Source organism: Bacillus sp. ISL-7 (assembly GCF_018613065.1).
Map to the genome: position 1 here is coordinate 57,412 of NZ_JAGGQW010000035.1, position 15,003 is coordinate 72,414.

The window sequence follows — 15,003 nt, forward strand, 5'->3', positions numbered from 1 at the left end:
AAGGACCCGAAATACTCGGGTCCTTTCGTTATTAATCCAATTTCACCATAACGGATGGATAGCTTCCTAATAATTTAACACTACAGCCTAATGCCTCTAGCTCTGCCATTGCTCCAGGTATCAATACCTCATCAAATTCCATTTCGATATCAATAATGAAAAAATAATTGCCAATTCCAGTTTTCATCGGCCGAGATTCAATTTTTGATAAGTTTAACTTTCTCCAGGCGAACGCTGATAACACCTGATGAAGGGCTCCCGCTTGGTCGTCCTCAGGCAATGTAACCATCAGTGTCGTTTTGTAATGGGATGAACCACTCATGGCCTGGAAATCAAAATTCTCTTTTGTTAGAACCACAAACCGCGTGTGATTATAGTCAAAATCATGGATGTTCCTTTGGACAATCGCCAACCCATATTCTTTTGCTGCTAATTCATTCGCAATCGCGGCCGCTTTTAAGGCAGGCTGCTCCATTACCATTTGCGCCGCTGCTGCAGTGGAAGACACACTCTCAAACGGCACTCCTTTTAATTGATTATGTAAAAATTTATGGCACTGAGCAATCGCATGAGAGTGGCTGTATACCTTACTCACATCACGCCAATTGTCCATATTATCAGGATGAACCATCAAATGCTGCTTAATAGGTAACGTAATTTCACCAATAATCGGAATCTGAACAACATGTGTTAAATAATCAAGTGTAATATTGACTGAGCCTTCCAAAGCGTTCTCAATTGGAACGACTGCAAGATCCACTTCTTTATCTACGATGGCATCGACACTTGCAGGAATCGTCTGATAGGGCACAAGTTCAAATCCTTGAAAAACCTTTTTCACTGCTAACTCTGTGAATGTAGCCTTTGGTCCTAAATATCCAACCTTCACTATTTCCCCACTCCTTATTTTTTTAAAAAGAAAGCTGAGAGCCGGTAGTAGTTTTTCACCTACACACCTGTTCCCAGCACTTCTACCTTCTCTACAAATTCGAGTTTCCTTAGTTCTTTAAGTAACTCATCTATTTCCATCGTAATGTTTGAAGTGTTTAATGAGAGAGTCACATTCGCCCTGCTTTGCAACGGAATCGTTTGGTGAAGGGTAACAATATTGCAGCCTGAATTGGCCACAACACTGAGCAATTTTGATAGCGTGCCTGAACGATCTTCTAGGTGAAAGAAAAGCGAGATAATCTTTTCCTTTTTAATGGACGAGAAAGGAAAAACAGTATCTCTATATTTATAAAAGGCACTTCTGCTTAAATCCGCTTTATGAACTGCATCTGCAATTGATTCTGCTTTACCTCTCTCAAGCATTTCCTTGACATCAAGCGTTTTTTTCATCGCTTCTGGCAACACATCTTCACGTACTAAGTAAAATTTTTTATCAACGTTTTCCATTTTTATCACCCTACCTTGATCTCTTCAGGGCCTTTCCTTCTACTCAATAAACTCGAATTCAAACTCCATTAATTTCACAATATCCCCGTCTTTTGCTCCTCTTTCCCTTAACGCTTCATCAACACCAAGACCACGAAGTTGACGTGCAAAACGGCGGACGGATTCTTCTCTTGAGAAGTCTGTCATCTTAAAGAGCTTATCTGTTTTTTCACCAGAGACAACAAATGACCCATCAGGTTCTCTCGTAATTTTAAATGCTTCCGGCTCTGCTTCGTGCTTATAAAGAACACGATGGACACCCGTTATTTCCTCTTCTTCATGTTCAAGTGGAAATTCTGGTGTTTCCTCGATCTTATCAGCTACAGCAAACAATAGCTCACGCAGTCCTTTTCTTGTTACGGCTGAAATAGGGAAGATTGGATAATCCTCTTCTAGCTGCTCCTTAAACTTTTTCAAGTTTTCCTCAGCTTCAGGCATATCCATCTTATTTGCAACGATAACTTGTGGCCGTTCTGTCAAGCGCAGGTTGTACTCTTTTAATTCCTTGTTGATTGTAAGGTAGTCCTCATATGGGTCTCTGCCTTCCATCGCTGCCATATCAATGACATGGACAATAACCCTTGTCCGTTCTATATGACGTAAGAATTGATGGCCGAGGCCAACCCCTTCACTTGCCCCTTCAATCAAACCTGGAAGGTCTGCCATAACAAAGCTTCTGCCGTCTTCCGTTTCTACCATACCAAGATTCGGAACAATTGTGGTAAAATGGTACTCGGCGATTTTCGGTCTTGCCGATGATACAACCGATAATAATGTCGACTTACCAACACTTGGAAAACCAACTAATCCGACATCAGCAAGAAGCTTCAATTCAAGAATGACTTCACGTTCTTGGCCAGGTTCTCCATTTTCAGATAACTCTGGTGCTGGATTGGCCGGAGTTGCAAATCGAGAATTTCCACGTCCGCCACGGCCGCCTCTTGCAATAATTGCCTGCTGTCCATTCTCGACTAAATCAGCAATAACTTCCTTCGTTTTTTCATCAATGACCACTGTTCCAGGCGGTACCTTAACAATCATATCCTTTGCACCTGCACCGTGCTGGTTTTTGGACATGCCATGCTCGCCGCGCGGTGCTTTAAAGTGACGCTGATAACGGAAATCCATCAAGGTGCGCAAGCCTTCATTTACTTCAAAAACAACATTGGCACCTTTACCGCCATCTCCACCGGCTGGACCGCCTTTTGGTATATATTTTTCCTTACGAAACGCAACCATACCATTTCCGCCATCTCCGGCTTTCACATAAATCTTCGTTTGATCAACAAACATCTTATTCCTCCAGTCTGCATATCGAATTAACTTTTGTCACGAAAAATATCTCAGCTTTAGCCTATTTTTTTTGAATAGGGATAAAAACTTCTACTGTAAGTTCGCTTTCTGAGAATTCCTTGACCACTACATCCAGTAGAATTTTGGAGTCTGCAAGGAATGCTTCAATTAATTCACTTTTTATTATTATCCCGCTAAAATCAAAAAAGAAACGAACTCCCTCTGATTGGGGATCAATTGATATTGATAAATGATTTTCTTGGAATGCTTCAATTGCCTCATTTAAACACTCAAAAAAAAGGTAAGTCCACTTTGTGATCTGTTCTTCATTAATTTGAAAGGATTCCGAATCTTGAAGAACTTCATATTCAAGCTTAAAAGAGGAATTCTCCCAATTAGACTTAAACAGCAGTGAGGCAAATAAAGGCATTTTTAAATTTGTTAGTTTTGACTCATGCTGTGCTTCAATAATAATTTCGTCAATAACCGCTTTTGCCCGGTCGATTCGATTTAAATCCAAGTTCCCCTTAATTAACTGAAGCCTATTTAACCAATCATGTCGAGAGTGCCGGAGCACCTCAACAATATCCCATTCTTTCTCCATACGTACACTCCCACATTAAGTGTCACAACACTATTTTGCTGATAGTATATCAAAAAAATAACCCTGAGTAAGCAATTTTATGTGATGAAAGATCATTAGAGGCAAAAAGAAGCATCTACGAAGTAGTTTTCCTGAAGAATATATGGAAGGAAAAATTCGTTAGCAAAAAGAAAACTCTAACCAAACAGGTTAGAGTTTTCGCTAGTTACCTTAAGCTTCTTGAGCTACTGGATAAACGCTCACTTTTTTGCGATCACGACCGAAACGTTCAAATTTCACAACGCCGTCAACTTTTGCAAAAAGAGTATCGTCTCCTCCACGGCCAACGTTTTCACCTGGGTAAATCTTTGTACCGCGTTGACGGTATAGGATTGAACCACCAGATACAAATTGTCCGTCTGCACGCTTAGCACCAAGACGCTTAGCGTGTGAGTCACGACCGTTCCTTGTAGAACCTACACCTTTTTTAGATGCAAACAACTGAAGATCTAATTTTAATAACATTCATTCCACCTCCTACTTTTTGAAGGTAATCTTTATGTGCTTTCCGTATTCTTCTTCAATTGTACGTAATGAAACAGTCATACCTTCTAGAAGAAGTTGTACTTTCTCATAAATGTCTTCCGAAAGATGTTCCGGTACAACACAGCGGAGAAAGCCGCCCTCATGCTCAATCTCGGGCGTGACACCTGTTAGGGCGTGCACAGCGTTGATTGCTCCAATGGATACTGCAGATACGCCAGCACAGACGATATCCTTGCCTCGATTGGCGAAAAATGCATGACCACTTATTTCGAATGATTGAATAAATCCGGACTCTGTACGATTAATCGTAATTTGAATCATCTATGATTCAACACCTTACGCGTTGATTTTTTCGATGACTACTTTAGTGTAAGGTTGACGATGACCTTGCTTCTTGTGGTAGTTTTTCTTCGCTTTGTACTTGAAAACAGTAATTTTCTTTTGACGACCTTGCTTTTCAATTTTAGCTGTAACCGTAGCGCCTGCAACAACAGGGCTTCCTACTTTTACGTTTTCACCGCCAACGAAAAGAACTTTATCAAAAGTAACTGTTTCACCAGCTTCTGCATTAAGTTTTTCAATGTAGATAGCTTGGCCTTCTTCGACTTTCACTTGTTTACCACCAGTTTCAATAATTGCGTACATGAACTGCACCTCCTTATAAACTCAGACTCGCCATATACAGGCGCTTATGCTTTCACACAAATCTTACTACCTGTTCTGTGCGGTTGTAGCACGGGTGCTACAAACATAACATTAAAATCCTAACATAAAATAGGCAAAAGTGTCAATAGAAATTTAGGAACATGATTAGGAATCAAATGCTTTTTGTGAGATCTCACTCACATTGCCGAACTGCTTTAATATATAATAATGGCGGGCTGAAGGCTGAACTGAAAAATATAGTTTGATATGCATTAGCTCCTCTAATGCTTCTCGGTGGGCTTCATTCGGTCCTAACAATTCCTCTTTCACCGCTTGAGTTGTTTCGACCAAGACTGCCTCAAATTCCGAATAGCGGTGCTCTAACAGCTCCCGTTCAAGCCTAAAGCCAACCGTTTCAGGACTAAGGACTCTTCCCGTTCCATCACAAACAGAGCACTTCACCTCAAGTGCCTCAGAAAGAGTAACCTTTGTCTTCTTCCTAGTCAGTTGGAGAATGCCTAGCGGTGTAAAACCAATCATTTTTGTTCTTTTCTGATCCTTGGTTAATTCCGTTTCAATCAGCGAGAGAATCGATTGCTTGTCCTCAGCGCGTGTCATGTCAATGAAATCAATGAGAACAATTCCGCCAATATCGCGCAGACGCAGTTGCCTTACCACTTCTTTCGCAGCCAACTGGTTTGTTTTTAATATCGTGTCTTGATAATTTGTCTTTCCGGAAAATTTCCCGGTATTCACATCAATAATCGTTAACGCTTCAGTTTCGTCAAAGATAAGGTAAGCACCATTATCAAGCCAGACAATACGCTTAAGGGCTTTATCAATTTCATGTTCCACTTTATGTACAGAAAAAATATTCTCTTTTCCATTGTAGTAAATGGATTTGAGTTGATCATTTTTTTCCTCAGCTAGCTTTTTTAGCACTAAATCATCGACGATTACTTCCCCGCTAGTCATTCTAGCTACTTGGTCCATAATCATTTCGATAAAGGTATCTTTTTGAAAAATGATTCCTGGTTTTTTCATCGTGGCCACTTTTTGTAACAGTTCTTGATGGTTCTCGCGCAGGTTCATTAGTTCTGAAAGGATTTCATCTTCTGTACTCGTTATCGCTGAAGTACGGAAAATGATCCCCTCTTCCTCTGTTTTCAAACGACTGCCGCTCCGGCGAAGTTTTGCTTTTTGACCTTCGTCAGCGATTTTTTTAGACACCGCCACATAGCGCCCTTTTGGCATGTAGATGAGATTGGGCCCCTGTATTTCAATAATTCCCGTTACCCGAGCACCTTTCGTCCCCGTTGCATCCTTATCGACCTGAACCAGTATTTTTTCACCTTGGTGGGCGAACGAGGTGACAGACTTTTGTTTTTCGGCAGATAAGAGATAGGAAGGAAGTAGATCACGGTGTAAATACGCATTTTTCTCTTCGCCAATATCAATGAATACGGCATTCATCCCTGGCAATACTTTTGTCACAGTCCCAAAATAAATATTACCGACCAGTGATCGATGTTCTGGTCGGTCAAAAACGATATTTTCAACGCGGTTGTCTTTTAGATAAGCAAATCGCTTTTCGCGTGAATTGTAATTAATAATAAGTGTTTCCAATCAAGCGACCTCACTTTTTTCTTTTCATTATACCTTTTTAGTTAGGCTATGTGAAACATGCATGTTGATTTCTGCTCCAATCAACAATAGGGTTTAATAAGAAAAAAGAAGGTCGCTTATTTTATCGGTTAGACGTTTTTCGGTAAAATAGGCGTGCAATAGTTCATTTTCATCTAATATCCCTTTTTCTTTGCCGTCTGCTTCGACGATGATTGGATGTTTACAGCCACGTTGGAATTTCTCTAGGACGTGTATAAGTAGCTCCTGTTCATTGGCCTCAATCGGTTTCAAGGTCCGAAGACTGGATTTTTTCCCATAGTAACGCTCCAGCAAGAATCTCATAAAAATATAGCGCCTCTGCTTCCATTCGTGGTAAAGCGAGAAATAAAGGAAGGCAATGATGATCCAGACATTGATATGTGTCGGGGCTGCGATCACGATCACCAGTGAAAAGATGGATAGGCTGACCAACGAAAGGATGAGCGTTAGGCGATGGGCGATCGGGAAGGAACTTTTTAATGAGAGCAGTAAGAATACCAGTTTCCCGCCATCCAGCGGCCAAACCGGAAAAAAGTTAAAAACAAAAATCATGAGATTATAGCTTAAGAAGAGCTGAAAAAGGTCTTCAGGCATTAAGTTGACGGTAACCAACCCATAGGCTAGGGCTACCATCCACACATGCTGCAGCGGCCCTGCAAGGACGACTATCGTCTCTTCCCTTAGCGGCCGATTGCCATGCTCATCCATTTCAGCAACCCCGCCAAACGGCAGGAGGGTAATTTTCTTGATTCTCCATGAAAAAAAAGAAGCTGCAGCAGCATGCCCCATTTCATGAATAAAAATGATCCCAAGCAACAAGCAAACCTCGAGGAAATGAGCGGTCACAATTGAAAGTCCAATCACAATCCACAATAAGGGATGGATAGAGATAAGTTGGAATAAATTCATGGCTCTATTCAAAGCGTATCACCTGAATTGGGTCGATGAAATCATCGCCTTTTTTTATGGCAAAGTAATATTTTCCTTTGGTTTTATCTTCTCCTGCCGACACTGAGACCGTGCCAACTACTTTTCTTTTATCGATATATTCATATAAGTTAACCTTGATTTGGTCCAAATTCCCGTACCAGGTTTCGGTCGCATCGGAATGCTGAATAATGACAGTTTTCCCCAATCCTTCCTTCACCCCTGCGAAGGTAACGATGCCATCATTAATGGTTTGGACGGACGCCCCTTTTCCTGTTTCAATCATGATACCTTGGCCATTTTTTTCAAAGTTTTCAAGGATTTTTCCCATTGCTGGCACGGAAAATTCCTTTTCAGCCACCTCCTTTTTCCCAGTTTGATCTTTATCAGAAAATGGCAGTAGGGCCAATGGTTTCCCAAACTTGCTTTCATACCAGTTTGAAACGGTCGCAAATTTAAAATCCTTGTCCATTGTTTTCATGACCGCGTCTCTAGCTGGCTCAAAAGTAGCGGAATGGTTCCTAAATAGTATCGCTATCACTAAAAACAGGAGGACAGAGGACAATATTTTGAAAAAAAATACTTCCTTCTTAAACAATGGATGCCCATCATCGCCATTACTGCTTCCTGATGAAGTAAACTGATTGAATCCATATTTTTCATCGTCACTAGGCCAAGCAATTTGGCGGTCGGGACTTTTTTCAGATGTTGCCCCAGTATCATTTTTTCGCTTTGCGATTCGCCGCCTAATTTCTTCCGGTGTAGACCGCGCCATCCCCATCACCCCTTTTCCCACTAATTTGTACAAGTCTATGAGGGAAAAGGGAAGATTATGTCTGAAAAATAAAAACAGCCTGTCCACAAGTTAGTGGGCAGGCTGTTTGAAAAAAGTAGGCGCTTCCGCATTTCTAATTAACGAACGCCGAAGAATTTTTTAATTTTTTTGAAGACACCTTTATCTTCATCTTCGAGTGACTGGAGCGGGATGGATTCACCGAGAATCCGTCGGGCAATATTTCGATAAGCAATCGATGCTTTGTTATTCGGATTCAGGGCAATCGGTTCACCATGGTTAGAAGCTTTAATTACCTCGTCATCATCCGCTACAATTCCAATGAGCTCGATGGAAAGATGCTGGGTAACTTCATCAATCTCAAGCATATCACCAGTCTTCACCATATGATTTCGAATCCGGTTTATCACTAATTTGGGCGACTCCATATCGGGTTGTTTTTCGAGCAAGCCAATAATTCGGTCTGCATCGCGTACAGCAGATGCCTCTGGCGTTGTAACAACAATCGCTTTATCTGCTCCAGCAATGGCATTATGAAAACCCTGCTCAATTCCAGCAGGACAATCAATAATGATATAATCGTAGTCTTGCTTTAATTCTAAAATCAAATCTTTCATCTGTTCTGGCTTCACAGCGGATTTATCCACCGTTTGCGCAGCTGGCAGTAAGTATAATAACCCGTCAAATCGTTTGTCCTTCACAAGGGCTTGATGGATTTTGCATCTTTTTTCAACGACATCGACCAGATCATAAATGATTCTGTTTTCAAGTCCCATTACGACGTCCAAATTCCGAAGACCGATGTCTGTATCTACTAAACATACTTTTTTTCCTTGAAGGGCTAATGATGTGCCGATATTAGCAGAAGTTGTTGTTTTTCCTACTCCACCCTTACCGGATGTAATTACTATTGCTTCTCCCACTTTAATGTCCCCCTTCTAATCTTGTTAAATTAGGTCTTAATTGGATTAAAACTTGCAATCTATCAACAATGATTTGACGCTCATCATCTATATATGCACATTCCATTTCCCGTTTTTCATTGCTTTGGACACTGTCTGGTGCTCTATTTAAACAATCACTAATTCTAAGCTGGGATGGTTTCATATTTGACGCAGCAATGACTGCTTGCTCATTGCCATAGCAGCCGGCGTGGGCCATACCTTTTAATGTCCCCATGATAAAAATGTTACCGCCGGCCATCACCGTTCCACCTGGATTGACATCGCCAATTAATAGCAGGTCCCCAGGCACTTCGAGGACTTGTCCAGAACGAATGATTCTAGAAACCGTCATGACCTCTGTTTCGGCTATTAGACGCTCAGCTTCTTCCTTCGTGATTACGTTTGATACAATCTCATCAACCACAAAATTCTTCTTTTTGAGAATTAAGTTTTTTAGCTCTTCCCGTTGCGATTCCGTAATATAGCGGTTGCCGATTGCCACTTTGACAGAGGTTAACTGACGCTCATCCTGAGTCCTGGAGTTCGCTGAAAGCTTATGATCGAGTTCCCTTTTTAGTTCTTCATAGGAACAGGTATCATCAAGATGAAGGACGAGACCTTCCTTCGTTCCTTTTATTGTAACATTTTGCCGTTTTTTCATGGAGAAATTTTCACCTCATAATAAGAAAGCAATTTCGAAACAAGCAAAATTCGTTGTTTCAATGGGATTTGCAAGCCCTTATGCTTATTCCGAATCAAAAGTACATACTATCTTAATAAAAATTCGACACGATGCGTCCATTCTCCTCTTTTTATAAAAAAATCATTCATCCCTTAATGCTTCCGAATGTTTTTCAAATAGCCACTTTAATGGATAGGCGATAATTAGAGTAATAGCTGCATTTAATAAAAGGGTAGGGTAAAAACGCAAGTTAATAAAGCTAATAAAATCAAGGTCTGTTACATGGATTAAATAATTCATTTCATAAACACCCATCTCTAATAACGAGATACCGAGAAGGGCAGCAAGAAAAGCAGTGATAATATTTGATTGCAAAACCTGCAATAATTTATAAATAAGGTAGGAGATAAATGGATATAGAAAAAAATAAATACCGATAATTTCGACATAAACAATGTCAAATAAAAGCCCAAAAATGGCCGCATAAATAATTCCGTGTTTTTTTCCGACAAAAATCGTTAAAAACAAAATGGCTGTAAACAGAAAGTGAGGGACAAATATTCGCTCAAAACCAAAAATCTTTGCCGGTAAAAACTCGACAAAAAGGCTTTCTAGGATAAAAAGAAACAGAAATAAAAGAGGTAGAAGGAATTTTCTCAAAACTCCTTCACCTTCCCATCTGATAAATCACTTTTAACTGGCTGAGTCATTAATCTTTTTATGACAATCACATTTTCAATATCGTAAAAGTTCGCCCCTGGTTTCACTAAGGCCGTTTGATTTAAGCCATACTGATCGGGTTTAACATCAACCACTTTTCCAATCATCAGCCCTTTTGGAAAAACACCACCTAAACCGGAAGTAATCACGGTTTGGCCTTTTTCAATTTTTGAGCCAGATGGAATCGCCTTAATTAATAGTAATTTTTGTTTGTCATCAAAACCCTGTGCAAATCCATAAACATCTGTTTTGCCTTGAACGACAGCAGAAATTCGATTCTTAGGATCCATTGCACTTAAAAGTTGTACAGTAGCACTGAATTGTGTCACATTTTTTACTTTTCCAATGAGACCGGTTGCCGTAACGACAGCCATATTTTTTTCGATGCCGTTTAGTTTGCCTTTGTCGATAATAATCATTTCATGCCAACGATCAGGGTTTCTGCCAATGACGGTAGCTGGTAATGGTTTAAAGTCTCTCAGGGTCTTTTTTTCACCGAGAATGTCACGCAATTCTTCATTGTCATTTTTCAACTCTTGGACTTGTGCTTCAAGATTGACAAGATTTTCGATCCGCGATTTTAATTCTTTATTCTCATCGTATGTATTTTGCAAATCCTGGAGATTTTCAAAAAAGCCTGCAACAAAATGGGTAGGCTTTGAAACCAGGGATTGAACCCAGCCGGTTGTATCTTTGACAAATTGCTCCGGCCAGGATAGTTTACTTCTCTCCCTTAAAGAAAACCCAATCAATGCCACGAGAACAATGATGCTGACAAGCAAAATAATCAGACGTTTATTCAGAAAGAACTGTGGCATGATTATACACCTCTATTTTCCTAGATAAAAAGTATAGTTTTAAGCTTTGATAGTTATCTTGCTCCAGCCGCTAACGGGCGCTGCCGCTATTCTTAGCGTGAATCTCTCGTTTTGTTTTTAAATAAATGAATATGATCGAGAGCTTTTCCTGTTCCAATCGCTACGCAATCGAGTGGATTCTCGGCAATCAGAACAGGCATTTTCGTTTCTTCACTAATCACTTTGTCTAAATTGCGGAGCAGTGCCCCTCCACCTGTTAGGACAATCCCGCGATCCATAATATCGGCAGCGAGCTCCGGCGGTGTTTTTTCTAACGTATTCTTGACCGCTTCTACAATCGCAGAAACCGTATCGCGTAATGCTCCAGCAATTTCTTTTGCAGAGATTTCGATTGTCTTTGGCAGACCCGTTAATAAATCCCGGCCGCGAATCTCCATATTGTCGACACCTTCAGGATCCCCTGCTGAGCCAATTTCCATTTTAATCGCTTCAGAAGTCCGGTCCCCGATCATCAAGTTATAATTTTTTCGAATATAAGAAACAATTGACTCGTCCATTTCATCGCCAGCAACACGGATCGAGATGCTTGTAACAATTCCACCTAACGAAATAATCGCAACTTCGGTCGTTCCCCCGCCAATATCGACGACCATGCTGCCAGTTGGTTCCCAAACAGGCAAATTGGCGCCTATTGCCGCAGCAAATGGCTCTTCAATGGTATAGGCATCCTTTGCCCCTGCTTGTCTAGTGGCATCGATCACCGCTCTTTCCTCGACCGCTGTAATCCCAGAAGGCACACAAACCATCACGTATGGATTTCCCGTAAATACGTTCTTCCCTTTCTGTGCTTGACGAATATGGTACTTCATCATTGCCGCTGTGGTTTCAAAATCAGCGATGACTCCATCCTTCATCGGTCTTAAAGCGACGATATTCCCCGGTGTCCGTCCAATCATATTTTTCGCGTCGTTACCAACTGCGACAATATTCTTCGTATCTGTCTGCATCGCAACAACGGATGGCTCGCGTAAGACAATTCCTTTTCCTTTTACATATACAAGGGTATTTGCTGTCCCCAAGTCAATCCCAAGATCTCTAGCTCTTATTCCAAACATAATTTTGTAGCTCCCTTTCTGATACGTAATACAAAAACTCCAATAGGTTGGTAATTACTTTTATATCATGTCTTTTTTCTCAATATTTATCTAGTTAAGTCTTAAGCAGTCCTAAAAAACCATAAGCAATATTATAACTTAACGTCAAATAAAATCATAGTTATAAATACCCTTTTTCCTTGAGACTCACAAACTTGTTCTCCCCGATGATTAAATGATCGAGTAAATCGATGCCAATTATTTTTCCGCATTCGACCAGTCGCTTGGTTACCTCAATATCCTCGCGGCTTGGTGCCGGGTCACCGCTCGGGTGATTGTGTGCCGCAATAACGGAAGCAGCTGACCGCTTTAACGCCTCGCGGAACACCTCCCTTGGATGAACAATCGAGGCGTTTAAGCTGCCAATAAAAATCGTTTGTTTATGGATTACTTGATTCTTAGTGTTTAAATACATACAAACAAAATGCTCTTGTGATAAAAAGCGCATATCATTCATCAAATACTTCGCACCGTCTTCCGGCGAGCGGATGACATATCGGTCCTTGTAATCCAGGTTGGTAATCCTTCTGCCAATTTCGACAGCAGCAAGAATTTGAATGGCCTTAGCCGAACCAATCCCTTTTATCTCAGTCATTTCTTCTAACGTAGCCGCTTTTAATAGTCGTAACCCTTCAAAATGGGTCAGCAGTCGATTCGACAGTTGCAGAACCGATTCGTCCTTTGTTCCGGTTCGAAGTAAGATGGCAATCAATTCATGATTGGATAAGCTTTGTGGTCCATGCTGAATAAATCGTTCTCTAGGCCTTTCATCTTGAGGGAAATCACGGATCATTAATGTATTGGTGGACACTTTTTTTCCTCCCTTTTTTAAGGGAGTTAATGAACTAAAAAAGTTTAATACGGCAACTGGTAGCCAGCCTTTTTCAATTCTCTTATTGTTCTTGAAACAGGCAGACCAACAACCGCAAAATAGTCTCCATTTATTTTTTTGACAAGCATACTTCCGAGCTGCTGAATGCCATATGCACCTGCTTTATCAAGCGGTTCACCACTTTTTACATACGCCCGTATTGAGTCGTCAGTTAACTCCCAAAACCAAACTTCTGTTCTTTCATAAAACGTTGTTGTACCTGTTGGAGACACAATCGAAACTCCAGTAAAGACATCATGCTGCTTTCCTGACAAGCTTTTTAACATCGTAAATGCTTCTGCTTCATCTGCAGGCTTTCCTAAAATTTGATTATCCGCCACAACTATTGTGTCCGAGCCAATCACAAAGGCGTTCTGGTTTTCTTTAAAAACCGCCTGGGCCTTTCGGTCGGCTAACTCCATCACTACTTCTTTAGGAGAGAGAGCTGGGTCAAAACTTTCATCAACTTCACTACTTGAAATCGCGAATGTTAAACGGAGAGTTTCTAGAAGTTCTTTTCGCCGTGGAGAAGAAGAGGCTAAAATGAGGTTCTGCATTCGATCACCTTACCTTTTGGCACGTATTAGGGAGATACAATTCAATCGTATCAGAAATTGTAGTAGCAAACAATTTTTATACGAAAAAAATTTTGATGGAATTTGTAAAATTATGCGGAATAATTCTTTTTATGACATATAAAAAGGCCTATCCAGATTCGATAGGCCTTATTTCCCGGAAAATATCGAGCTTTGTCAGATATTGATTACTTTGAAAAGTACAACGACATGAAGTTTAGCAAGTGCTGTTGGGCGTCACTAAGATTCCTTTCGGATTTTGATTCTTGAAATGCCTTTAGCTTCTCGTTCGCACTAACTAATTCTGCTTTTAGATCTTTTAACTTTTTGTTTTTAACACTACTCTTTAATTGTTCTTCAATCTCTATGAGGGCCTTGCTGGAATCCTCAGAAAGCGACTTGGTCAGTAGAGCACTCGAAGAAGTAAGAGATAGCGTTTGATACATGGTCGGTACAGCTTTTAAAAAGTTTTTTTCTTTTTCAGTAACACCGGTAAACTTCTTTTCATCTAATAACAGCGGCTTGGCAAACACATCTTCAATTCCATTTTCTTTATATTGAGCCCCAATTGCTTTAGCGGCTTCGATGGAATCCGCAACACCAAGGAATAAAAAGTACTTGCCATCCATTTCAACGGTTTGGGATGGTATGCCTTTCGAGTCTAAACTGGAAGATGTCTCCTTGGCACCAGCTTCCGATGAAAAAACTCCGCCCTGAATGACGTAAGCAGTTACTTGGGATATAGCAGCTGACGAGGTCTTGCCCACCGTAGTTTTGGTTTCGGTGGTGCTAGCAGGCTTTTCAGTGACTACTGTTGGTTCGGTTACAACAGTCTTGTCAGTTGGTGTAGTAATCACTAACTTTAGCATCACAACACCGATCGTGGTTCCGATAAGGATGGCGAAGACGGCAGAAATTAAAATGGTTCCTAACGGCCGGCCATTTTTCTTTTTTGAATTAGATGAACTGGATGAAAAAGTTGTTATTTTGGGAAGGGCAGATTTTTTGCCACCTTGACTTGGTACAATTTTAAACTCCTCTATGTCATTTTCGGAGGATTCAGGAATAATCCAATCAAAACTTTCGTCGACAGACTCTTGTGCTGCAGCTGTCTCCATTAAGTTATCCGATTCTGAGAGATTCGAATTTATTTTTATCACTTTAGGAATGGGGTCGATGCTGGCTTCGACTTCTTTTGGAGGAACATCCAGATGGGGCGGGTTTTCTCCATTTAATTTGATCTTGATTGTATTGCCTTTATTAGGCTTGTCCACTAAACCGTACTCCTCTCTCTACCACGGGTAATTTGTTCCATCCTATCATAAAGGCCAAAAAAAATAACAAGACTTT

The 15,003-nt window shown here is 40.7% G+C and carries 18 protein-coding genes and 1 other annotated feature; all 18 genes read right to left on the reverse strand.

All coding sequences use genetic code 11. The features are described 5' to 3' along the window. Window positions 1-31: 31 nt before the first annotated feature. On the reverse strand, window positions 32-889 hold the full coding sequence (gene pheA, locus J7E66_RS13545) for a prephenate dehydratase (protein ID WP_168245214.1): 858 nt from the start codon (window positions 887-889) through the stop codon (window positions 32-34). Window positions 890-948: 59 nt separating this feature from the next. Continuing rightward, on the reverse strand, window positions 949-1,398 hold the full coding sequence (locus J7E66_RS13550; protein ID WP_215000812.1) for an ACT domain-containing protein: 450 nt from the start codon (window positions 1,396-1,398) through the stop codon (window positions 949-951). A 39-nt stretch (window positions 1,399-1,437) separates the two neighbouring features. After that, window positions 1,438-2,730, reverse strand: coding sequence for a GTPase ObgE (gene obgE, locus J7E66_RS13555; RefSeq protein WP_215000815.1), 1,293 nt, complete (start codon window positions 2,728-2,730; stop codon window positions 1,438-1,440). Window positions 2,731-2,791: 61 nt separating this feature from the next. Next, on the reverse strand, window positions 2,792-3,334 hold the full coding sequence (locus tag J7E66_RS13560; protein WP_215000818.1) for a Spo0B C-terminal domain-containing protein: 543 nt from the start codon (window positions 3,332-3,334) through the stop codon (window positions 2,792-2,794). 210 nt (window positions 3,335-3,544) lie between these two features. After that, window positions 3,545-3,838 carry a 50S ribosomal protein L27 gene (gene rpmA, locus J7E66_RS13565; RefSeq protein ID WP_066257887.1) on the reverse strand — a complete coding sequence of 98 codons (294 nt, stop codon included), beginning with the start codon at window positions 3,836-3,838 and terminating at the stop codon, window positions 3,545-3,547. Window positions 3,839-3,850: 12 nt separating this feature from the next. After that, on the reverse strand, window positions 3,851-4,180 hold the full coding sequence (locus J7E66_RS13570; protein ID WP_168245218.1) for a ribosomal-processing cysteine protease Prp: 330 nt from the start codon (window positions 4,178-4,180) through the stop codon (window positions 3,851-3,853). Window positions 4,181-4,195: 15 nt separating this feature from the next. After that, complete coding sequence (gene rplU / locus J7E66_RS13575; RefSeq protein ID WP_168245219.1) at window positions 4,196-4,504, reverse strand: 50S ribosomal protein L21; 309 nt, start codon at window positions 4,502-4,504, stop codon at window positions 4,196-4,198. Between the two features lie 13 nt (window positions 4,505-4,517). Beyond that, window positions 4,518-4,599 (reverse strand) — a sequence feature (ribosomal protein L21 leader region). A 70-nt stretch (window positions 4,600-4,669) separates the two neighbouring features. Then, a complete protein-coding gene (locus tag J7E66_RS13580; protein WP_215000820.1) occupies window positions 4,670-6,130 on the reverse strand; it encodes an Rne/Rng family ribonuclease in 1,461 nt (486 codons plus the stop codon). A gap of 93 nt (window positions 6,131-6,223) precedes the next feature. Beyond that, window positions 6,224-7,090 (reverse strand): M50 family metallopeptidase, encoded by an 867-nt coding sequence (locus tag J7E66_RS13585; RefSeq protein WP_215000823.1) that lies wholly within the window; start codon window positions 7,088-7,090, stop codon window positions 6,224-6,226. Then, on the reverse strand, window positions 7,083-7,871 hold the full coding sequence (locus tag J7E66_RS13590) for a M23 family metallopeptidase (RefSeq protein WP_215000826.1): 789 nt from the start codon (window positions 7,869-7,871) through the stop codon (window positions 7,083-7,085). The genes J7E66_RS13585 and J7E66_RS13590 overlap by 8 nt, the downstream gene beginning before the upstream one ends. Before the next feature lie 137 nt (window positions 7,872-8,008). Further along, window positions 8,009-8,812: a septum site-determining protein MinD gene (minD, locus tag J7E66_RS13595; protein WP_215000829.1), complete on the reverse strand. Its 804-nt coding sequence runs from the start codon at window positions 8,810-8,812 to the stop codon at window positions 8,009-8,011. Window position 8,813: 1 nt separating this feature from the next. Further along, complete coding sequence (gene minC / locus J7E66_RS13600) at window positions 8,814-9,494, reverse strand: septum site-determining protein MinC (protein WP_215000832.1); 681 nt, start codon at window positions 9,492-9,494, stop codon at window positions 8,814-8,816. Between the two features lie 162 nt (window positions 9,495-9,656). Further along, entirely contained in the window at window positions 9,657-10,175 is a 519-nt protein-coding gene (gene mreD / locus J7E66_RS13605; protein WP_215000836.1) for a rod shape-determining protein MreD, read from the reverse strand. Then, window positions 10,172-11,053, reverse strand: a complete 882-nt coding sequence (gene mreC, locus J7E66_RS13610) for a rod shape-determining protein MreC (protein WP_215000839.1) — start codon at window positions 11,051-11,053, stop codon at window positions 10,172-10,174. Before mreC ends, mreD begins: the two co-directional genes overlap by 4 nt. Window positions 11,054-11,145: 92 nt before the next feature. Further along, window positions 11,146-12,168 (reverse strand): rod shape-determining protein, encoded by a 1,023-nt coding sequence (locus J7E66_RS13615; RefSeq protein ID WP_214731769.1) that lies wholly within the window; start codon window positions 12,166-12,168, stop codon window positions 11,146-11,148. Between the two features lie 160 nt (window positions 12,169-12,328). Beyond that, window positions 12,329-13,018, reverse strand: coding sequence for a RadC family protein (gene radC / locus J7E66_RS13620; protein ID WP_088089148.1), 690 nt, complete (start codon window positions 13,016-13,018; stop codon window positions 12,329-12,331). A 44-nt stretch (window positions 13,019-13,062) separates the two neighbouring features. Continuing rightward, a complete protein-coding gene (locus J7E66_RS13625) occupies window positions 13,063-13,635 on the reverse strand; it encodes a Maf family protein (protein ID WP_088089149.1) in 573 nt (190 codons plus the stop codon). A gap of 206 nt (window positions 13,636-13,841) precedes the next feature. Then, on the reverse strand, window positions 13,842-14,927 hold the full coding sequence (locus J7E66_RS32600) for an SPOR domain-containing protein (protein WP_215000842.1): 1,086 nt from the start codon (window positions 14,925-14,927) through the stop codon (window positions 13,842-13,844). Window positions 14,928-15,003: the final 76 nt, after the last annotated feature.

What these genes read in the sequence shown, in the direction of transcription:
- J7E66_RS13550 (WP_215000812.1), bottom strand. Translation starts at nt 1,398, where the DNA reads ATGGAAAACGTTGATAAAAAATTTTACTTAGTACGTGAAGATGTGTTG.
- obgE (WP_215000815.1), bottom strand. Translation starts at nt 2,730, where the DNA reads ATGTTTGTTGATCAAACGAAGATTTATGTGAAAGCCGGAGATGGCGGA.
- J7E66_RS13560 (WP_215000818.1), bottom strand. Translation starts at nt 3,334, where the DNA reads ATGGAGAAAGAATGGGATATTGTTGAGGTGCTCCGGCACTCTCGACAT.
- rpmA (WP_066257887.1), bottom strand. Translation starts at nt 3,838, where the DNA reads ATGTTATTAAAATTAGATCTTCAGTTGTTTGCATCTAAAAAAGGTGTA.
- J7E66_RS13570 (WP_168245218.1), bottom strand. Translation starts at nt 4,180, where the DNA reads ATGATTCAAATTACGATTAATCGTACAGAGTCCGGATTTATTCAATCA.
- rplU (WP_168245219.1), bottom strand. Translation starts at nt 4,504, where the DNA reads ATGTACGCAATTATTGAAACTGGTGGTAAACAAGTGAAAGTCGAAGAA.
- J7E66_RS13590 (WP_215000826.1), bottom strand. Translation starts at nt 7,871, where the DNA reads ATGGCGCGGTCTACACCGGAAGAAATTAGGCGGCGAATCGCAAAGCGA.
- minC (WP_215000832.1), bottom strand. Translation starts at nt 9,494, where the DNA reads ATGAAAAAACGGCAAAATGTTACAATAAAAGGAACGAAGGAAGGTCTC.
- mreC (WP_215000839.1), bottom strand. Translation starts at nt 11,053, where the DNA reads ATGCCACAGTTCTTTCTGAATAAACGTCTGATTATTTTGCTTGTCAGC.
- J7E66_RS13615 (WP_214731769.1), bottom strand. Translation starts at nt 12,168, where the DNA reads ATGTTTGGAATAAGAGCTAGAGATCTTGGGATTGACTTGGGGACAGCA.
- J7E66_RS13625 (WP_088089149.1), bottom strand. Translation starts at nt 13,635, where the DNA reads ATGCAGAACCTCATTTTAGCCTCTTCTTCTCCACGGCGAAAAGAACTT.